Here is a 19,836-nt window from a genome sequence, read left to right as displayed (position 1 = left end):
GGCTTTCACGGCGTTTCGCAATAACCGTAGCTGCAGGCGGGGGCGCTCGAAGGGCACTCCGAGGACTGCGTGCAGGCCTGGCAGCTCGTCTTTCCGTTGACGAGCTTCTCGAAGTAGCAATCACAGCGCGAGTCGGTCGTGTACGTCTTCAGCGGGCCCATCTCCGTGGAGCGGTCGACACGCATCGCGCACTTGGGGACGAGGTGTTTTTTCGTGATCGCCTCGACGAGCGCATTCGAGAGCTTGGGCGCGGCGAAGCGGGTCACGAGCGTGCCCGCCTGCTCCGTGGGGATGCCCGCGCTGACGCGGGTGTAGAAATGAAGGGGGCCCCAGATCGGGTAATGCCCGTCGCGCACGTTCCGTTTGTCGAAGAGGAACGGCGTCGAATCCGGGTAGTACCCGCAGTTTTGCCCGAACGCTTTGAACGCGAGGACACGCAGATCGGAGCGTGCGTCGTCCGCGACGTCCGTCGAGAGGATGCCGATGGCCTGCTCGGCAAGCGTAGCGTCGAGGAGGATCTTGAGGCCGTCGCGAACCGCGCTCGATCCGCCGCGATCCTTGCCCCACCACTTCTCGGCGGGCACGTTGATGGCGCGCGCGATCATCTGCTGCGTGCCGGAGCTCGCATTCCGCACGAAATAATAGGTGGGATCGGTCCACGGCGCGGCGGCGCCCATGTGGCCGCCCGTGCCGAAGATCATGTACGCCGCCTCCGCGCTGATGGCTTTTTGCGTCGAGAGCGCCGGGACCACGAAGGTCATCGGCTGGATCGGGCCCTGATAATCGGCGATCTGCACACCGGCGGGCGCCGCGGCGAAATTGCAGGTGCCGGCGTACACGTCGGAGACGCCGACGTCGACGGTGTTGCCCGCCGGATCGAGGAAACACTCCTCCGTCGTACCGTCGGCATTGTAGAACCTCGCATAGTTCGCGGGTTTGCCGCCGGCGGCCGGGATGTCCTTGATCAGCCGAGCGGCGGGGTCCTCGGCGTAGACGGCCGAGACGCCCGTGCAGGAGCCCTGCGATTGATACACGATGGTATACGGAGACCCCTCGGCCGCGAGGATGCCTTGAATGACACCGAGGAAACCGCTCACCGCGCTCGATCCGGCGACGTAGACGACCTTGGGTCGCTCGACGGAATCGAAGCAGTTTTTCGTGGGAACGGCGGACGCGCCCTCCGCCGTGAGCGTCGCCGCGAGGCCGAGGGCGAGCGCGGCTCCGAGATGACGCATCGTCTTCGTGCTGGGAAATCGAATCTCGTTCATGACCATGCCTCGGGGAGACTCAAGGAACGGGGGTCGGCTCGACGAGCGGGGGCAACGCGGCGCCGTTGCAGAGCCCGAGACGGGCGCAATTGTCGAAATCGACGCACGTGGCGTCCGTGCATCTGTTGAGATACTGCTCGTCGGTCGTGGGCTCGCCGGAGAAACACGCCTCCCCGCCGCCCGAGCCGCCCGAGCCGCTGCTCGAGCTCGATCCGCCCGGCAGGACACACACGCCCTCCCGGCACACCGAGCCGTTGCCGAATTTGCTGCAATCGGCGTCCGTGGTGCACTGATCCGTCGCGCTCTCGACGATGAGGTTGCACGCGCCCGCAAGCCCTGCCATTGCCGAAAACACGAGGGCCGCGAGGAGCCAGCCCAGGACGGGAGGATGACCCGGGCGATGCGGCGATGGGGCCTTGTTCTCTTTCATGTTCGTCTCGTGCGAGCTCCGATCAGAAGGTGCCCTTGATCCACACGCTGCCCGGGCCCACGGAGGCATTCACGGGGGCGAGTGCGGCCTTTTTGGGGCCACTCGGCACCGCCGTGAGCGTGAGGATCAACGAAGTCACGCCCGCGACCGCCGTGGCGCCGAGCAACACGTCCGTCGCAATGGCGAGGTTTCTCATGTTGCCATGGGACTCGTCGAGCGTCGGGCGGGTCGTGCCGAACGTATCGAGCTGGCTTCGGTAATCGGAGCTGGCGCTCAAGGCGAGCCCTCCGACGATGCCCGTGCCGACGGCGAGCGCGCCCGTGATGACCCACGGTACGACAGGCACTTTGCGTCCCGCGCCCTTGTCCCCGCCCGACGGATCCGAGCCCGGCGCGGCCGCCCCGTCGCCCGACGCAGGCGCGCCCGCGGTGCTCCCGGCGCCCACGTCGAGCGCGACGTCGACGACATCGGTGCCAGCGACTTCGATCACCCGTGTCACCGGCTCGGCGCCCTGGACGCGGGCCGTCACCTTGCGTTTGCCGGCGCCGACGATGACGGGCGATTCGAGCGGGGTCGTGCCGACGACCACGTCATCCACGAGGATCTCGACGCCGGGCCGCGTCGTGGTGATCTTCAGCGTCGCGACACGGCCTTCGAGCTTCCGGATGTCATTCTCGACCTCGGCGCGGCGCTGCGGGTTGATCTCGCCGCCGCCCTCGTCGAGGTATTGCTTGAAGCTGCGAAGCGCGCAGGGATAATCCGGGAGCTGATAACAGATCTGCCCGATGTCGAAGAGGAGCTTGTAGCTCGGCGCGAGTTCGTAGGCGCGGCGGATCTCGACGAGCGCCGCCGTGAAGTCGTTGTCCTCGTAGAGCTCTCGACCACGCTGGTAGCGGCGCTGCGCTTCCTGCATTTCCTCCTTGGTCGGCTGCTTTTTCGGGCCCGCGGCGAGCGCGGACGGGGCCGCGAGCGCGAGGCTCAGGGCGCAGGGGATGGCAATGAGAATCGAGGATCGCATCGAGGTCCAGGTTGCGCAGGCAAGCTTCTGCGGCGGTTCGTTCAGGGTAGATGAACGATCGCGAAAACTTCAACCCGAGCCCCCTGTCCTGGGACGGCTTTCACATGATCGTCACACCATCGTCTCGAGGCCGTTTCATTCGAGGCTCGCCGGGTTCGTGCCCACGGCAGGATCCCCACATCGACGTGGATCAAGCAGCCCATCGTCGATCGACGATCGGGGCGACCTCCGCTTGTTCGTTCACCGGCGTAGCTCCGTGGATCGGTTCGAGCCGCGTGCCCTCCCCGATACGCATCCGATTGCCTCGCCAATCCACCGTGCGCCGGATGCCCCCGACGATCCACGTCCACGTGGCCAGCACATCCTTGAACGGCACGAGGCAGGCACACCGCCACGACATACGCTCGCCACGCATTCGTGACCAGAGCGCCGCATCCAGGGCGATCTTCAGCGCCACCCCGAGCAGCGCAGCCCACGCGAGCGCGCCGCCGGCCACGAGGGAAAGCGAGAGGAGAAGCGGGACCGGATTGAAGAGTGGTTCGACCCAGTACGAGCCGAGGTGCACGCGCCTCCGCATCTGCGTCCAGCGGACGTGCCGACTCACGAAACGGTCGAGGCGCCAGCGCTCGTTCACGGTGCGCACCGGCTCCGTCGACAAGGCGACACGAAAGCCCGCCTCCTGGAACGCCTTCCCGAGCAGATAATCCTCGGCGAGCACGTCGCGCACCGAGGCGAACCCGCCCACCGCAGCGAGATCGGAGAGACGCAGGAGCATCGATTTTCCGATGACGCACGCGTGCCCGAGAAACACGTTCGCCGAGAGCGTCGAGCGCACGATGAACGAGTTGAGGTGCAAGTTCTCCAGCGCGGCCCCGAGCGTGCTTTCCCCCGTCCCCACGATGATGCTCGTCACGAGCCCCACGCGAGGATCGGCGAGCTCGGCCGCCATCGCCCCGAGGTACCCTGGCCCCACACGCACGTTCGAATCCGAGATGAGGACGTGCTCGTGGCGCGCGCGGGCCGCGAGCGCTTCGAGGATGCTGACCTTGGGGTTCATGCCCGTCCGGCGCGGGCAATGGATGATCCGGAACGGCGCGCGGGGATACCGCGCCATCACCTCGCGCGCCACGACGAGCGCCGGATCGTTCGCGTCTTCCGTGCCGAGCAGGACTTCGTAGGTCGGGTATTCCTGGGACGCGAAGGAGAGCAGGTTTTCCCGTAGCCCATCGTCCACGCCCTTCAGCGGCTTCAGGATCGTGACGGGCGGCGCCCGGCGCTCCCTCGACGGCGCACGCCCCAGAATCCGCAGCGCAGCCCATTGCGAGGCCACGGTCATCACGATCGACGAGAGGGCTCCCCCCACGAGGAGCGCCACCAGCGTGCTCTTCATCGTTTCACCTCGGGAGGGCACGCTAGCGGGCGAGTGTCACATTCGGGTGTCTGCTCGTGTGAAGATCCGCGACGTGGCTTTCGCGGAGGTTTTTCATGGCCGTCGCAGGATTGTCAACCTGGCCGTGCATGCTCGCGCGGCATGACGCGGATTGCTCATGTGACGGATCTGCATTTGCTGGAAGATCGCCACGACGGCCGCAGCGGTATGGAGCGGTGGAGGTTGCGTTATTTGACGTTCGGTCGATCGCCGTGCGCGCGTCGGCGGCGCGAGCGCGCGCAGGAGGCGCTCGTGCGCGCGCGCATGACGGACGCGGATCACGTGATCGTGACGGGTGATCTCACGGAGGACGGCGTTCCGGCGCAGTTCGAGGTGCTGGCGGAGGTGCTGGCCGAGAGCGGGCTCTCCCCGGAGCGCGTGACGCTCGTCCCCGGCAATCACGATCTCTACGACGATGGCCGGGCCTTCGCGCGTGCCCTCGAAGGACCCCTTCGCGCCTATGCAGCGACGAGCGGTCGAGGCGCCATGACCGAGCTCCGGGACGTGCTGATCGTACCCGTATCGACCGCCGTGCCCTTGCCCGTGACACGATCGAGTGGCCTCATCGAGCAGGGCGCCGTCGAGCGGCTCGGCAGGCTCGCGGAGGATCCCCATTTCGCCTGGAAGGTGGTCCTCTCGGCGCAACATCATCCGCCGGGGAGGCATGTGATCGCGGCGTGGCACTGGATCGACGGATTGCAGGCGCCCGAGGCCATGGACGCGCTGCTCGCGCGCTGCGAGCGGCTCTATGTGGCGCATGGGCATGCACATCGATCGGAGAATCGATCGATCCGGGCAGGCGCATCGCCGCGCGTGTTCGGCGCGGAAGCGGTGGTCGACGGGGAGACGACGGTGCGCCTCTACCGGGCGACGCACGGGCGGCTCCTGCCCGAGATGGATGTGGCGCTGGTGGCTTGATCCCCCTTTCCGCGTCGCGCCCGCGAAGCCGCCGTGACGACGGCATGACGCGCCTTGCCATCGGCCACCCCTCACGAAATCATCCCGCGCCATGGCGTTCCGCCACTATGATGCACGGCGAGGGATGAATTCATGAGAACACCGATCATCGACGCGAGGACGGCCGTCCTCGGAGTGCTCCTTTTGACCTTCCTGGCAGGCTGCGGCAATGGGACGAGCGGCGGGCGTCCGGATCCGACACCGCCCGAGGTCTGGAAGACGTTGAACGGCGAGGCACCGCTCGTCACCGGCCATCGCGGGGCATCCGGCTACCTGCCCGAGCACACGCTCGCGAGCTACACGCTCGCCATCGAGCAAGGCGCCGATTTCATCGAGCCCGATCTCGTGGCCACGAAGGACGGCCATCTCATCGCCCGCCATGAGCCCGAGATCTCGACGACGACCGATGTCGCGTCGAGGCCCGAGTTCGCGGACCGGAAGACGACGAAGACCGTCGACGGCGTCTCCGTGGAGGGCTTTTTCGCGAGCGATTTCACGCTGGCAGAAATCAAGGAGCTCCGCGCCGTCCAGCCGCGCAGCTACAGGCCGCAGGAGCACAACGGCAAGTACGAGATCCCGACGTTCGAAGAAATCATCGCGCTCGCCAAGCAGAAGTCAGAGGAGACCGGGCGCGTGATCGGCATCTATCCGGAGACGAAGCACCCGACCTACCATGCCGACCTTGGCCTGCCGCTCGAGGACAAACTCCTCGCCGCGCTGACGCAAGCCGGGCTCACGGGCGCCGACGCGAAGGTGATCATCCAGTCGTTCGAGGTCGGAAACCTCCAGTACCTCAGGCAAAAGACGTCGCTCCCGCTCGTGCAGCTCGTCGACGCGGACGGCGTCGCGCTCGACGGAAAGATCACGCTCGCGCCGCCTTATGACAAACCGTACGATTTCGCCAAGAAGAACGACCCGCGTACGTTCGCCGATCTGCTCACGGACGAAGGTTTGTCGTTCGTCGCGACATACGCCGACGGCGTGTCTCCGTGGAAGCGGTACATCGTGTCCGTCGAGGGCGTCGATACGAACGGCGACGGCGAGGCGGACGACGTCAATGGCGACGGAAACGTGGACGACGCGGATCGAAAAGCCCTCGCGCCGACGGATCTCGTGGCGCGGGCGCACGCGAAAGGCCTGTTCGTCCACACCTGGACTTTCCGGAGCGAGGCGATGTTCCTCGCCGGAGACTACGAGGCGACCCCGGCGGCCGAGTACGAGGTCTTCTACCGACTCGGTATCGACGGAGTGTTCAGCGATTTCCCCGACGAAGCCGTGAAGGCGCGCGCCCGTTTCGGCCTTTGAGAACTCCATCCCCCGGGATAGGATGTCGTAGCTAGGGGAACGAGGGAGCCGCGCACGGCATCCCGGGGGAGTCACATGAACAAGTACGAGGGGGAATACCGGGGCGCTGCTCTGCAGTCGCTCCTTCTTGCGCTGGGCCATTCGGAGGCGCTCGTCGAGAAGATCCTGAAGTCCTGCGGCGTCGACCGCATCGACCCCGAGCGCTGGTACGATCTTCATTGGGGCTGCAACGTCGTCTACGGCGAAGTCGCCGCGCGGATCGGGCCGAGCGCCATCCTCGCGGTCGGCAAGAAGATGATCGAGGCGGCCGTGTTCCCGCCGGGCCTCGACGACGTCCGCAGCATGCTGTCGGGCCTCGACGCGGCGTACCGCTTGAATGCGCGCGGGCCGAGCATCGGCGGGATCACGTGCACGTTCGACGAAGACCGCAGCGCCACGCTCGACTGGACGGCGCCGGGGCCCTGCGCGCTCAACATCGGCATCATCCAGGGCTGCTGCAGCCGCGTCGGCGCGCGTCCCCTCGTCGAGCACGGCGCCACCGGGTGCATGGAGCACGGCGCGCCCTCCTGCATTTACCGCGTGAGCTGGTGACGAGCCGGAGGGACCACCATGAGCGCAACCTTGCTCGTTTGGCTCGATCGCTCGGCCGACGCGCTCACGCAGGATCTATCGTCGCGCCTCTTGTCGCGCGCCGGCACGATCTTCCGCGCCATCGGTCCGGACGCGACGCGCGATACCGTGTCGCGCCTGCTCTCGGCCCTGCGCAAGGACCTCGCGGCCGAGGGCGACGGGGAAGGTCGTGACGTCCTCGGCGGCTGGATCGAAGACCTCGCCCCGCGAGGGCTCGGACATTACGACCTGCGCCTGCTCACGACCTCGCTGCGCAGCGCCCTGCTCGCGGCGACGGCAGATGCGCCGGACGTGAATGCGGAAAACAGGAGCCTGCTCGAATCATGGCTCTTCCAGATCGCGCTCTCCGGCCCGATGTATCTCCTCGTCCAGCGCGAGCGGGTGTTCCAGGAGCAAACCGCCGAGCTCGAAGTCCGGCAAATGAAAGCGCAGCTCGACGAGCTCCAGGCGGCCTACACGGACAAGACGCGGCTGCTCGAGCAAATCCGTCAGGCCTCGACGCCCATCGCGACCGTTCACGAGGGGATCCTCGTCGTGCCGCTCGTCGGGATCCTCGACGAGGATCGCGCGCAGGCGCTCACCGAAAAACTCCTCGATGGCATCGTCGGGACGCAGGCCCAGGTGGTGATCGTCGATGTCTCGGGCGTCGGGGTATTCGATGCGGCGACGGCGCAACATGTCCTCGATACGGCCAGGGCCACGAGGCTGCTCGGCGCCGAGCTCGTCCTCGTCGGGCTCTCGCCCGCGGTCGCGAGGACCGTCCTCGAACTCGGCGTGGATCTCTCGGGTTTGTCGACGCAGAGCAGCCTCGCCGCCGGGCTCGCGCGCGCCCTCGGGAAGGTCGGCTTGCGAATCGCGCCTTTGGCTGCTCCGCGCCCATCGGGCGGCCTGCGGCGCTAGAATAGGACCGGCAGCTCCCGGAACCCGCGCAGGCCGGCGGCGCCGCCCCAGCGCAGCGTCTCGGCCGGCACGGCGAGGCGTAGATCGGGGAAGCGCCGGAACAACGTCTCGAAGGCGATCTGCCCCTCGATGCGCGCGAGCGGCGCCCCGAGGCAGAGGTGAATCCCTTTGCCGAAGGCGATGTGACGGTGGGCGCCTTCGCGCGAGATGTCGTACGCCTCGGGATGATCGAATTGCGCGGGATCTCGATTGGCCGAGCCGAGGCCGATCATCACCTGCGCCCCCTTCGGGATCGAAACGCCGGCAATCTCCATGTCCTCCTTGGCGGTGCGCGTGGCGCCGAGGTAATCGACCGGCCCCCAGTAGCGGAGCGTCTCCTCGACGACCCCTTTGGCGAGGGTCGGATCCGCCTTGAAGCGGGCGAGCTGCTCGGGATGGGTCAAAAGCGCGACGACACCGTTGCCGATGAGGTTCACGGTCGTCACGTGCCCGGCCAAATAAAGGAGGAATACCATCGAGAGCAGCTCTTTCTCGTTGAGTTTGTCCCCGTCCTCCTGGGCCTGGATCATCTGGCTTATCATGTCGTCGCCCGGCGCGCGCCGCTTCCGCTCGAACAGCTCGACGAGGTAGCGGCTGAACTCCACGAGGTGCTTGCGCGTCTCCTGCATGACCACAGGATCCCGATTTTCGATGCGGAGCTCGCCCAGGCGAGCGACGGTCTCGCGGTCCTCCTCCGGGATCCCGAGCATGTCGCTGATCACCGTCACCGGCAGCGGGTACGCGAATGCCTTGACCAGATCCATCTGCCGCAGAGGCGCCGACTCGCCGCGCGCGGCGGCCTCCCGTTCGGCTTTGTCGAGCAGCTCGTCGGTGATGCGCTGGATGCGGGGCCGCAGCGCCTCCATCGCGCGGGCATTGAAGCCCGGCTGGACGAGCTTGCGTAGCCGCGTGTGGTCGGGTGGATCGAGCATGAGGAGCGAATAAACGATCGGCCGGAGCTCCTCCGGCACCGGCGGCATGTTTGCCCGCTGCTCCGGCGTCATCCGCGCGTAAGGGTCGGACGCGAGGCGATCGTCGAGCAGCGCGGCCGCCGCCTCTTCGTAATGGTTCACGAAGAGCACGTCGCCGGTGGGGCGATTGCCCGCGACGACGCTCTTGCGCTCCTCTTCGTCTCTCGGGAAGGGGTAATGACGGGCGCGCACGACGGGCCCCTTGGCCCGCGCCTCCGCGTAGATCTCGGGGGACCTCGCGAGAAATGCAGGATCGGATCGGTCGAGCACGACACCCTCCAGCACGGGCACCTCCTTCGTCGCGCCCCGCCCGTTTTCCTTGCTCGCGTGCAGCGCGCTCGTTTCCTTCGACAACGTGGTCATATCGTCCTCTCTGGCTACTTCTGCTGCTGTGACTCGTTCGGCAAGCGCGCCGCACCTGCGCAGGCGCCCGCGAGTACGGTGTTGATGGCCGCGGCGGCGTAGTCCTCGCTGACGTCCTCGCCGCGATGGATGAGGCGCGCATAAATCCCCCCGAAGACGAGATCGAGGAGGAGCTCCTTGTTCACATCCGCGGGCAATTCGCCGCGCGCGATGCCACGTTCGAGCAAGGCCGTATTGCGCTGCCGGCGTCGATCGCGCAGGACCCTCGAAAGGGCCTCGACCTCCGGATCCGCGCGCTCCATTTGCATCATCCGCACGATGCCTCGGCCCGTGGGGGTTTGGCACGTCCGCACGGTCCGCATCACCACGGTGAGGAGGTCCCCGCGCAGCGTGCCCGTGTCGATCGCCTCCTCCTCGTCGTGAGCCGCGCGCATCGACGCCGCGACGAGCTCCGCCTTCGTCGGCCAGCGCCGGTAGATCGTCGTCTTGTTCACCCCCGAGCGTGCCGCGACATCCTCGATGCGCAGCGCGCCGTAACCCACGCGCCCGAGCTCCTCGTGCGTCGCGGTGAGCACGGCCGAAACGACGCGTTCCGCGCGTCCGCGGACGCGCGTGCCCTCGGTGCGGCGGGTTCGATGAGCGGGCGGGGGGGTGCTGTCGTGACGCATGGGCCGAGTCTACCGAACGGATCCTCCAGAACTTTCGCGCTGATCTGCCACAAAGGCAACTTGTTGTTGCCAATGTACCCGGTCGTCGGTACTATGGCAACAACAAGTTGCCTTGAGGGTCACGCATGAGCACTGCGACATCACCTTCCGACGTCGTTCCCCAAGCCCCCGCCGTGCAGGGGAGCGCTGCCGCGGGCGCCTCCGTGAAGCCAAAAAACAAGGGGCGCGCGCTCCTGTTCGTCCTGGCGCTCGCTGCCGTCGGCGGCGGCGGCGGGTACTGGTGGACGCACCGCACGCTGGAGAGCACGGACAACGCACAGGTGGACGGCGAGGTGATCGCGGTCCCGGCGCGCACGGGCGGGACGATCGCGCAGGTGCTCATCAACGAGAACCAAGCGGTCAAGGCCGGCGATGTGCTGGCCGTGCTCGACGACGAGAGCGCGAAGGCCAAGCTCGCGCAGGCCGAGGCGAACGTAGAGGCCGCCGAGGCCGCGGCCGAGGCCGCCGAAGCGGACGCGCGCGTGGCCGAGATCAACGCCCTCGGCAACAAGTCCGTCGCCGAAGCGTCGCTCCAGACGGCGCAAGGCGGCGTGGTATCGGCGGCCGATCAGCTCAAGGAGGCGGAGGCTTCCGTCAAGTCCGCAGAAACTGCCTTCAAGCAGGCCGAGTCCGATCGCAATCGCAACCGCAAGCTGCTCGAACAGGGCGCGCTGCCGCAAGCCTCGTTCGATCAATCAGAGACGAGCTTCGCCGTGGCGCAGGCAAACCTGGAAGCGGCGAAGGCGCGGCTGTCGACGCTGCGGGCAAACATCGCCGTGGCGCGGAGTCGCACGACGGAAGCCTCGGCGAAATTGCAGCAATCGAGCAACGTGGACGCGCTCGTCGCGCAGGCGCATGCGCGGGCCAAGACGGCGCGGGCGCAGGTGGCCATCGCCAAGGCCGCGCGTGATCTCGCGAAGCTCGAGCTTTCGTACACGCGCATCGTGGCCCCCGCGGACGGCGTGGCCTCGAAGAAGACGATTGCCGTGGGGCAACAGGTCGCAGCGGGGCAGGCCATCGTGCAGCTCGTGACGCCGCTTCTGTGGATCACGGCGAACTTCAAGGAGACGCAGGTCGCGAAGATGCACCCGGGCCAGCCTGCGCGGCTGGTGGTCGACGCTTTGCCCGGCGTCACCCTGCAGGGCGAGCTCGAAAGTTTGTCCGGCGCGACCGGCTCGCGTTTCACGCTGCTGCCGCCGGACAACGCGAGCGGCAACTACACGAAGGTGGTCCAGCGCGTGCCGGTGCGCGTGAAGCTGCGCGACGTGCCGCAAGGACTCGTGCTCAGGCCCGGCATGAGCGTCGAGCTGTCCATCGATACCCGCGGATAGGAGGGTTCGTCGTGGCTCGAGCACAAGTCGCCGTCGCGCCGCCCGCGCTCGCCGCCGCCGCGCCCGGGAACAACAAGTGGGCCGTGGCCATCGCGGTGGCCATCGGCGCGCTGCTCGAGGTCATCGACACGAGCATCGTCAACGTCGGGCTCGCCGACATGCAGACCTCGCTCGGCGCGTCGCTCAGCCAGGCGAGCTGGATCGTGTCGAGTTACGCCGTCGCGAACGTCATCATCCTGCCGCTCGCCGCGTGGCTCGGGCACAGGTTTGGCAAGAAAAAGTATTTTCTCTTCTCGCTCGTGGGCTTCACGGTGGCCTCCGTCCTGTGCGGGCTCGCGACGAGCCTGCCGATGCTGGTCATCGCGCGTGTTTTGCAGGGAATCACGGGCGGCGGCCTGATGGCCAAGGCGCAGTCGATCCTCTTCGAGACGTTCCCCAAGGAGGAGCAGGCCACGGCGCAATCGTTCTTCGGGGCCATCGTCATCGCGGGCCCCGCGATCGGCCCCACGCTGGGCGGTTACATCGTGACGAACGTCGGCTGGCGGTGGATCTTCTTCATCAACCTGCCGCTCGGCGTGCTCGCGGTGCTGCTCTGCCTCTCGGCGCTCCCGCCCGACGAGCCACACAAGACGCCTCCGAAGAGCATCGACTGGACCTCCATCGCCATGCTGGCCATCGGGCTCGGCTGCCTGCAGACGTTCCTCGAGGAGGGAAACTCCCACGACTGGTTCGATGATCCGCTGATCGTCGCCCTGTGCGTCACGTCGATCGTGTCGCTCGTGCTCTTCGTGCGCCGCGCGCTCGCTTCGGACGAGCCCGTCGTGGATCTGCGCGTGCTCCGGTACCGCTCGTTGTGGGCGGGCAGCATCCTCTCGGTGGTCGTGGGCATGGCCCTGTACGGCGGGCTCTTCGCGGTGCCGATCTTCGCGCAGACGATCCTGCGGTACACGTCGCAACAGACGGGCCTCATGATGCTGCCCGGCGCGCTGGCCACGGCGGCGATGATGCAGGTCGCGGGCAGGCTCGCGCGCAAGATGGATCCGCGGCTCATGCTGGTGATCGGGGCGCTCATCCTGGCGAGCTCGCTCGCGATGTTCTCCACGATGAACCCGATGACGAGCGGCGACGATCTCTTCTGGCCGCTCATCGTGCGCTCGCTCGGCACCGTGTTCATGTTCTTGCCGCTCTCGATGGCCTCGCTCGGCCCCATTCCGCGCAAGGACGTCGCCTCCGCGACGGGCTTCTTCAATTTGACGCGAATGCTCGGGGGCAGCGTCGGCGTCGCGCTGCTCTCGATGATGCTGACCCGGCGGCAGGCCTTTCACGCGGCCGTCATCGCGGAGAAGCTCGTGTCGAACGATCCCGCGACGATCGAGCGGGTCGACATGCTGACGGGCGCGATGATGGCCAAAGGCGCGTCCGCGGCGGAGGCCAAGCAGCGCGCGCTGACGTTGCTCTCCGGGACGGTGTCGCAGCAGGGATCGATCATGTCGTTCGCGGACACGTTCTGGCTCGCCGGCGCGCTCATCGTGCTGTTTTTGCCCCTGGTGATGCTGCTCGGCAAACCACAACAAGGCGTCAAGGTGGAGGCAGGGCATTGAGCGCAGAACCCGATGCGTTGTCGATGTACCGCGCGGAGATCGCGAGGCGGCGGATCCTGTCCGCGGAGGTCGAGCGCGAGCTCGCGATCCGCTGGAAAGCAGGCGATCGTGAGGCCGGGCGGCTGCTCATCGAGGCGTGCCTCTCGTACGTGACGACGATCGCCCGCGAATACCGGAGCTGGGGCGCGCCGTTCGAGGACCTCGTGCAGCAGGGCAACATCGGCCTGCTCCAGGCGGCCGAGCGCTTCGATCCGGCCCGCGGATACAGGCTCGCGACGTTCGCGAATTACTGGATCCGCGCCGAGATCCGCGATTACGTGACGCGGAACTACAGGATCGTGCGTCTCGGCACGTCGAAGGCGGAGCGGCGCGCGGTGCGCTTCTATCGCCGGGCGTTCGTGCGGGACGCGACGACGCTCGCCGCGAAGACGGGTTTGTCCGAGCAGCGCGCCCACGAATTGATCCCCTTGCTCGCGGGGCCCGACGCGCCGATCGACACCTCGCCCCACAACGACGGTCCGGCCGACAGCGCGCTCTCTCCCGAGGCGGAGGTTTGTCGTGCCGACGAGCGCGCAGAGCTCACGCGCGCCGTGAAGGCGGCACTCGCGGAGCTCTCGCCCCGGGAGCAGCAGGTGCTCGAACGCCGCCTCATGTCGGACGAACCCGCGACGCTGGCGGAGCTCGGAGCAGCCTTCGGCGTGAGCAAGGAGCGCATCCGCCAGGTCGAAGAGCAAGCCAAAAAGCGCATGCGGGGTCGGCTGCGCGTGCTCGCGGGCGAGGTCGTCGCGCCGCACGGGTGATCTGCCTCGCCTCCGCACGCCGCCGGCTTCCTGCCGTCCACCACTTCCTACCTCTCCGGCGCCCGCTTCCGGTACACTCGCGCCCATGGTGGCCCCCTCCCCGCAGCCCGCCGTCGAGGCCGCGATTTGGCTTGCCTTCGCTCCCGGCGGCGGCCACTTCACCGCCGTCGCGGTCGGCCCCCACCACCTCCTCACGGTCGCGCGCGTCTGCGAGAACGCCCCCCACGTAAAACTCCTCCGCGCCGGCGAGCAGGTCCGCACCGCCGAGGTCGTGCAGGTCCTCCCGAGCGAAGAGGGCGACCTCGCCATCCTCCGCTGCGCCGAGGAGCTCCCCCACGTCCTCCGGCTCATGCCGGCCGACGAGCTCAAGGACTTCGACCTCGACACCCCGGTCACCCTCGTCGGCTTCCGCGACAGCGTCGAGAACGCCCTCGCCAAGCGCGCGGTCGTCCTGCACTGGAGCAGCGTCTCCCTCGTCGCCGGCGAGCCCGACGAGCCGCCGCCTCGCAAGTCCCAGCCCGACACCCTCCCGCCCCTGCCGCGCCTCCTCCAGGTCGTCCACGAGAACGAGGCCGGCGGGCCCATCCTCGACAGCCGCCAGCGCCTCGTCGGCATCGCGGGCCGTCACGAAGCCGAGGGCGGCACCGAGGGCATCGTCACCACGATCGACCGCTTCTACGAGCGCAACCGCAAGTGGAAGATCCCCCTCGGAGCGCCGACCCCGCGCGTCGCGAAGGCGCCGACCATGGCGCAGTCGCTCGCCCTCATGCACCTCGTCGCGGCCCAGCACGAGGAGCACGAAGGCTCGAATCCCGCGACGCTCGTCGAGCACTACCGCGCCGCCCTGCGCCTCGACGCCTCCTCCGGCGCCGCGCATCTCGGCCTCGCTTGCGCCAAGAGCCTCGCCGGCGAGCTCGACGAGGACGTCTTCCGCAGCATCGGCCGCGCCTGCGAGCTCCTGCCGCCCTCCGAGTGGTCGCCCGAGTGCGCCGACGCGCGCCTGGCGAACCTCCTGCGCTCCTCGAAGCACCTGCACGGCGTCGTCACCGCCCTGCGCGCCGACCTCAAGAAAGGCCGTCCCCTCGCCGAGTGGGCCGCGCTCGGCCGCGCCGTCGCCGACCACGTCCACGCCCCGCCGCCCGACTCCGAGGACCCGAACCGCCCGCGCCCGCCCGAAAAGGCCGCAGGTCGCCTCCTCCTCTGGGCGGGCCAGCCTCGCAGCGTCATCGCGATCCCCTCGCGGGAGCAACCCGACATCTTGCGCGCGGCCGCCTTCCTCCTCGTCGACCACGCCGAGCAGGCGCTCTTCTGGCTCGACGATCCCCAGGAGGACGAGGAGGTCGAGTCGAGCCGCATGGAGACGACCCAGCAGCTCGTCCTCGCGCTCCGCTGGATCGCTCGTTGTCGCGAGGGCACGTACGACGGGCTCCTCTCGCGCGAGGTCGCCGAGAAGCACGGCGCCATCCTCGGCAAGCTCATGCCCGGCGGCGACGTGCTCTCGTGGCACGCGCACGCCCTCGCCAAGGCCTACCACGGCGAGATCGAGAGCGGCATGGAGGACCTCGACCGCGCCATGCGCATGCTCTCGCCCATGGCCCTGCCGGGCCGCTGGTCGCGCGAGTTCCCCGGCCTGCTCCCCACGCCCGCGCAGCTCGCCGCCGCCTTCGGCCGCGTCGTGCTCGACCAAGGCAAGCCCGAGCTCGCCCGCAAGGTGCTCGAAAAGCTGCCGATGCCGGCCTCGGACGACGCCCACGGCTCCGAGCTCACCAGCATCGAGAAGAAGCTCCGCGCGCTCGCCGGCGTCGACGCCGACGTCGAGGTCTCGCCCGACCGCGCCCTGCTCAAGGCCAGCCGCGAGGATCCACGCGCCGTCCGCCTCGCCCGCGTGCTCGCGTTTTTCGCCGCGGCGGACCTGCCGCGCGAGCGCTTCGGCGATCTCGGCGAGGCCTTGCCCGTCCTGCTCAAGCTCGGCTTCTTGCGCGAGGAGGCCGACGTCGTCTCCTACGAGCCCACGTTCCGGGCGCGCGTGCGTGATCTCCTCACGCCCGATCAGCGCACGGCGGCCCTGCACGACGCGCTCGATCTCCTGCTCATGGCCTACCTCGACGCGAGCGCGCGCGAGCGCACCGAGCTCTGGCCGCACATCCAGGAGACCACGAAGACCGCCGTCGAGCACGAGATCGAGCTCGTCCCGGCCGCCGAGATCCTCGCCCGCGTGGGCAACCAGCGCGCGCGCGAGCTCTCGTACGCCGAGGCGCGCGAGCTGCTCGAAAAAGCCCACGACCTCGGGAGCCGCGGCTCGGCGCCGGCCGATCTCTGCGCCGAGATCGACATGGATCTCGGCTGGGTCGAGGTCCTCTCCGGCACGACGCAGCGCTCCCAGGAGCGGCTCGAGCGGGCATTGAACTTTTACAACGAAATGGCCATGACCTCGACCGGCGCGACCCCGCACCGTCGAATGGCGCGTATTCATTACAGCCTCGCGCGACTCGCCGTGAGCCGGAGTGATCGCGACGCCGCATACATGAACGCGTGCCGCGCGCTGGAGGAGGCCGATCGCGGCTTCGAGCCGGGCACGCGCAAGGCCGTGCAGATCTACACGAGCCTCGCCCACCTCTTCCTCGACCTCGGCGATCATCTGCGCGCGCGCAAAGCCACGGCGCGTATCGCCCCGCGCGAGCGCGAGACCCGGACCGATCTCGTCTTCGATTCCTGATTCGTTCACGCCCGGAAGGCTTGTGGCGCGGCGACGGGTGCGTTTACCATCCGTGCCGCAATGAATTTCGAGGCGCTCGTCGAGAACATCAGCTGGGCGAGCGTCGACGGCGAAACGACGATGGACCGGCACGGCCGCGACGTCGCCGTCGTCGTGGCCAAGATGGCCTACAAGGTGAGCCGCGAGGGCGCGCCGAGGCTCGCGCTCGCGCCGGTGCGCCGCGTCGACGAGGGCGACGGCGGCGGGGGCGTGCGTTTTCCAGCGGATCTCGTGGCCGACGAGAAGCCCGGCACCGACGTCGGCCTCGTGGGAATCGCGTATCCGCCGCCGCGCTCGGCCGGGATCAAGGGGCGCGTTTATGCGTGGCTCCAGGTCGGCACGCTGCGCAAGGTCGTCGTCGTGCACGGGCCGCGCGTGTACGTGAAGAACTGGCGCGGCGCCGTCGCGCCCTCGGATCCCGCGCCGTTCGTCGAGCCCGTGCCGCTCCGCTTCGACAAGTGCTACGGCGGCATGGACCACATCTCGGGCGCGTTCGAGCCCGCGAACCCGATCGGGATGGGTTTTTCCAGCCAGCCCACCCGCCTCCTCGGCGAGCCCGCGCCGCCGCTCGAACCGGCCTCCATCGAGGAAGGCGGCGCCCCGTGCCACGCCTCGTACGGCGCGTTTTCGCCGATCCCGGCGCACTGGGAGCCACGGCGCTCGCGCATCGGCACGCACGACGCGGCGTGGGCGAAGAGCCGCGCGCCCGTGCGGCCGCGCGATTTCGATCCGATGCACCACGCCTGGTCGGTGCCGGGTTTGTATAGCGGCGCGCCGCTCCTCGGCGACGAGCCGGTCGAGGTGGGCGGCGTCTTGCCGGACGGCGTCTGGCGCTTCCGTTTGCCCCGATACGCCGTGCAGTTCGGCAGCCAGATCGACGGCAAGAAGGTCGCGTACGAGACGCACCTCGACGGGTTTCTGATCGATACCGAGACCCGCGCCGTGGAGCTCACGTGGCGGGCGTCGATCGTGCTGCCGCGAAAATGGGAGCGGCTCGAGCGGATCTACGTGCTCGGGGTGGGCACGCTCCCGGAGGACGTGATCCGCGACCCGGGCCGGAGCGTAGGGGCGGGACGGGCCGCGGATCCGGCGCACGCGAGGAGTGTGTAGGCCATGAGCAAGAAAGCGTTGCGGATCGAAGTCTTCTTGAGCATCGGCGACGCCTCCTGGCCGGCGCTCCGGATGCGCATCGAAGAGGGCATGAGCGAGCTCGGCGGGGCCTGGGTCGAGGTCGCGGTGGCCTCGGATCTCGACGTCGAGGGGCTGCTCGAAGAGCCGGCCACGGTCGTGATCTACTGGGACGGGCAGGAGAAGCGCAGGTTCTCCATGCAGCTCGCGCGGGGCCGCTTCCTCGACGAGAAGGACGGCCACCTGCACTACGAGCTCGAGCTCCGGCCCTCGCTCTGGTTCCTCGGCCTCGACAAGAACACGCGCAAGTGGCGCGACCAGCCCGCCGAGCCGATCGTCTCGAAGGTCTTGGGCGAGGGCGCGGTGAAGCACGCGTTCCGCACCACGCGGAAATCGGCGTCGCAGCCGTACTGCGTGCAGTATCGCGAGACGAACCTCGCATTCGTGTCGCGGATGCTGGAGTTCGAGGGTTTTTATTACACGTTCGATCCCGACGGCACGATGAGCATCGGCGACGCGTCCTCGGCCTCGCCCGAGGTCGAGGGCGGCGCGGAGTTCGAGCTCATCGATTCGGCGGGCGCGCTCTCGCACGGCGACTTCGGCGTCACGTCGTTCGAGCGCGGCGCGGTCGTGGGATCCGGCAAGGCCACGGTCAACGATCACAACTGGAAGACGCCGGCCCTGTCGCTCCTCGCCTCGGCTTCGGGCGCGAAGGACACGCACCTCGAGGTCTACGATTACCCCGTCGGGTACCGCGATCCGGCCACGGGCGAGGTGCTGGCCAAGCTCCGGGTCGAGGCGCTCTGCGCGCAGAAGCGCTTCGTCGAGGGCACGAGCACGGTCTTTTCGTTCGCGCCGGCGCGCGTTTTCTCGTTCACGCACGAGGAGGGCGCGAGCTTCAGCGGCCGCTACCTGCTCGTGCACGTGGAGCACGAGTACCGCGAGGAGGCGGGCGTCGCGCACTACGAGAACCGCTTCCGCGCGATCCCCGCGGACGTCCCGTTCCGGCCGGCCGTGAAGACGGAGCGGCCCGAGATCCAGGGCAACCACACCGTGATGGTGCGTGGCCCCGCGGGCGAGGAGATCCATACGGACGCGTACGGCCGCGCGAAGGTGCAGTTCCACTGGGATCGCGAGGCCAAGGGCACGGACGAGGACTCACGCTGGATCCGCATGGCGCAGGAGATCTCGACCTCGATCGCGCTCGCACGTGTCGGCTGGGAGATCAGCGTCGCCTACATCGACGGTGATCCGACGCGCCCCGTCGGCCTCGCGCGGCAGATCAACGGCCAGATGGTCCCGATGTACAGCCAGCCCGCGTTCCGCAACCGGATGACGATCCGCACGGAGACGTACCCGGGCAAGGCCGGGTTCAACGAGCTGCGCCTGGAGGACTCGGCGGGCTCGATGCACATGGACTGGCACGCCCAGAAGGACTTCAAGACCCTCGTCCAGCACGACCGGACCGAGACGATCGGGGTCAATCAGACGGTGCTCATCGAGAGCAACTCGACCCGCACGGTCGAGAAGAACCAGACGATCGACATCGGCGGCAACCAGACGCGGACCGTGGGCCGGCACGTCGTGCACAAGGTCAACGTCGACCGGAACCACTCGATCGGCGGGGAGGAGTCCATCGACGTCACGCTCGGCGTCGAGACCTCCGTGATGGAGAACGACGTCGAGACGGTGGGCGGGACGCGCTACACGCGCTCGGGCAACGACGAGACCGGCTCGATCGATCGCTCGGTCCAGAAGACGCTGACGCGGATCGTGGGCGGCTCGTCGATCTCGATGGCGGGCGGCTCGGTGGCCCACGAGGCCGGCGAGATGCTCTTCGAGTACGCCGGGGGCTCGAAGATCACGATCGGCATGGACGAGAGCGTCAAGGAGGCGGTGGCCGAGAACCTCGGCACCTTCGTGAGCGGGTTCGTCCTGCGCAAGTCGAAGAGCGACATGAGCGTGTCCGCGAAGCAGACGGCGGTGAACGTGCGCGGCTCGGCGTTTTTCCGATCGGCGGAGCGCATGGAGCTCCGGAGCCGCGCCATCGAGCTCGTCTCGTCGGCCTCGATCGCGCTCCGCGCAGGCGCGCTCTCGATCGAGATGACGCCCGGGAACGTGACCATCACCGGTCCGCTCAAGCAGGAGAGCGAGACCAAGATCACCCTGCGCGGCAACCCCGAGAAGCTGACGCCCTGAAGGAG

Annotated in this window: 16 protein-coding genes; 10 read left to right on the top strand and 6 right to left on the bottom strand. The window is 68.3% G+C overall.

The window, feature by feature from the left end:
- Positions 1-5 precede the first annotated feature (5 nt).
- From QHF84_RS30640 to QHF84_RS30625, 4 genes are all read right to left on the bottom strand, one after another.
- Complete coding sequence (locus tag QHF84_RS30640) at positions 6-1,268, bottom strand: hypothetical protein (RefSeq protein ID WP_281317011.1); 1,263 nt, start codon at positions 1,266-1,268, stop codon at positions 6-8.
- A gap of 19 nt (positions 1,269-1,287) precedes the next feature.
- Positions 1,288-1,698 carry a hypothetical protein gene (locus QHF84_RS30635; RefSeq protein WP_281317010.1) on the bottom strand — a complete coding sequence of 137 codons (411 nt, stop codon included), beginning with the start codon at positions 1,696-1,698 and terminating at the stop codon, positions 1,288-1,290.
- A 22-nt stretch (positions 1,699-1,720) separates the two neighbouring features.
- Complete coding sequence (locus QHF84_RS30630; RefSeq protein WP_281317009.1) at positions 1,721-2,716, bottom strand: PEGA domain-containing protein; 996 nt, start codon at positions 2,714-2,716, stop codon at positions 1,721-1,723.
- Positions 2,717-2,906: 190 nt separating this feature from the next.
- Entirely contained in the window at positions 2,907-4,106 is a 1,200-nt protein-coding gene (locus QHF84_RS30625; RefSeq protein ID WP_281317008.1) for a ceramide glucosyltransferase, read from the bottom strand.
- A gap of 141 nt (positions 4,107-4,247) precedes the next feature.
- On the opposite strand from QHF84_RS30625, the gene QHF84_RS30620 reads away from it, so the two are divergent.
- The 4 genes from QHF84_RS30620 (at position 4,248) to QHF84_RS30605 (ending at position 7,937) form a co-directional block, all read left to right on the top strand.
- Positions 4,248-5,063, top strand: a complete 816-nt coding sequence (locus QHF84_RS30620) for a metallophosphoesterase (RefSeq protein WP_281317007.1) — start codon at positions 4,248-4,250, stop codon at positions 5,061-5,063.
- A gap of 132 nt (positions 5,064-5,195) precedes the next feature.
- Entirely contained in the window at positions 5,196-6,407 is a 1,212-nt protein-coding gene (locus QHF84_RS30615; protein WP_281317006.1) for a glycerophosphodiester phosphodiesterase, read from the top strand.
- A 75-nt stretch (positions 6,408-6,482) separates the two neighbouring features.
- The gene (locus QHF84_RS30610; RefSeq protein WP_281317005.1) at positions 6,483-6,998 is read left to right on the top strand and encodes a hypothetical protein; all 516 of its coding nucleotides are present in this window, start codon (positions 6,483-6,485) and stop codon (positions 6,996-6,998) included.
- A gap of 18 nt (positions 6,999-7,016) precedes the next feature.
- On the top strand, positions 7,017-7,937 hold the full coding sequence (locus QHF84_RS30605) for an STAS domain-containing protein (protein ID WP_281317004.1): 921 nt from the start codon (positions 7,017-7,019) through the stop codon (positions 7,935-7,937).
- Here the strand turns inward: QHF84_RS30605 and QHF84_RS30600 are convergent.
- Together QHF84_RS30600 and QHF84_RS30595 are read right to left on the bottom strand one after the other, a co-directional pair.
- Complete coding sequence (locus QHF84_RS30600; protein ID WP_281317003.1) at positions 7,934-9,310, bottom strand: cytochrome P450; 1,377 nt, start codon at positions 9,308-9,310, stop codon at positions 7,934-7,936. The genes QHF84_RS30605 and QHF84_RS30600 overlap by 4 nt on opposite strands.
- Before the next feature lie 14 nt (positions 9,311-9,324).
- Positions 9,325-9,978, bottom strand: coding sequence for a TetR/AcrR family transcriptional regulator (locus QHF84_RS30595; protein ID WP_281317002.1), 654 nt, complete (start codon positions 9,976-9,978; stop codon positions 9,325-9,327).
- 125 nt (positions 9,979-10,103) lie between these two features.
- Here QHF84_RS30595 and QHF84_RS30590 point away from each other — a divergent pair, with 125 nt between their 5' ends.
- From QHF84_RS30590 to tssI, 6 genes are all read left to right on the top strand, one after another.
- The gene (locus QHF84_RS30590) at positions 10,104-11,348 is read left to right on the top strand and encodes an HlyD family secretion protein (protein ID WP_281317001.1); all 1,245 of its coding nucleotides are present in this window, start codon (positions 10,104-10,106) and stop codon (positions 11,346-11,348) included.
- 11 nt (positions 11,349-11,359) lie between these two features.
- Positions 11,360-12,949 (top strand): DHA2 family efflux MFS transporter permease subunit, encoded by a 1,590-nt coding sequence (locus QHF84_RS30585; protein WP_281317000.1) that lies wholly within the window; start codon positions 11,360-11,362, stop codon positions 12,947-12,949.
- Positions 12,946-13,749 (top strand): sigma-70 family RNA polymerase sigma factor, encoded by an 804-nt coding sequence (locus QHF84_RS30580; RefSeq protein WP_281316999.1) that lies wholly within the window; start codon positions 12,946-12,948, stop codon positions 13,747-13,749. Before QHF84_RS30585 ends, QHF84_RS30580 begins: the two co-directional genes overlap by 4 nt.
- A gap of 85 nt (positions 13,750-13,834) precedes the next feature.
- On the top strand, positions 13,835-16,465 hold the full coding sequence (locus QHF84_RS30575) for a trypsin-like peptidase domain-containing protein (protein ID WP_281316998.1): 2,631 nt from the start codon (positions 13,835-13,837) through the stop codon (positions 16,463-16,465).
- Positions 16,466-16,525: 60 nt separating this feature from the next.
- Positions 16,526-17,614: a DUF2169 domain-containing protein gene (locus QHF84_RS30570; RefSeq protein ID WP_281316997.1), complete on the top strand. Its 1,089-nt coding sequence runs from the start codon at positions 16,526-16,528 to the stop codon at positions 17,612-17,614.
- A gap of 3 nt (positions 17,615-17,617) precedes the next feature.
- Positions 17,618-19,831 (top strand): type VI secretion system tip protein TssI/VgrG, encoded by a 2,214-nt coding sequence (tssI, locus tag QHF84_RS30565; protein ID WP_281316996.1) that lies wholly within the window; start codon positions 17,618-17,620, stop codon positions 19,829-19,831.
- Positions 19,832-19,836 lie beyond the last annotated feature (5 nt).

This window comes from Polyangium sp. y55x31 (assembly GCF_029946505.1).
Classification (GTDB): Bacteria; Myxococcota_A; Polyangia; order Polyangiales; family Polyangiaceae; genus Polyangium.
Note: the sequence above shows the minus strand (reverse complement) of the source record. Positions and strands in the feature narration are given on the sequence as shown.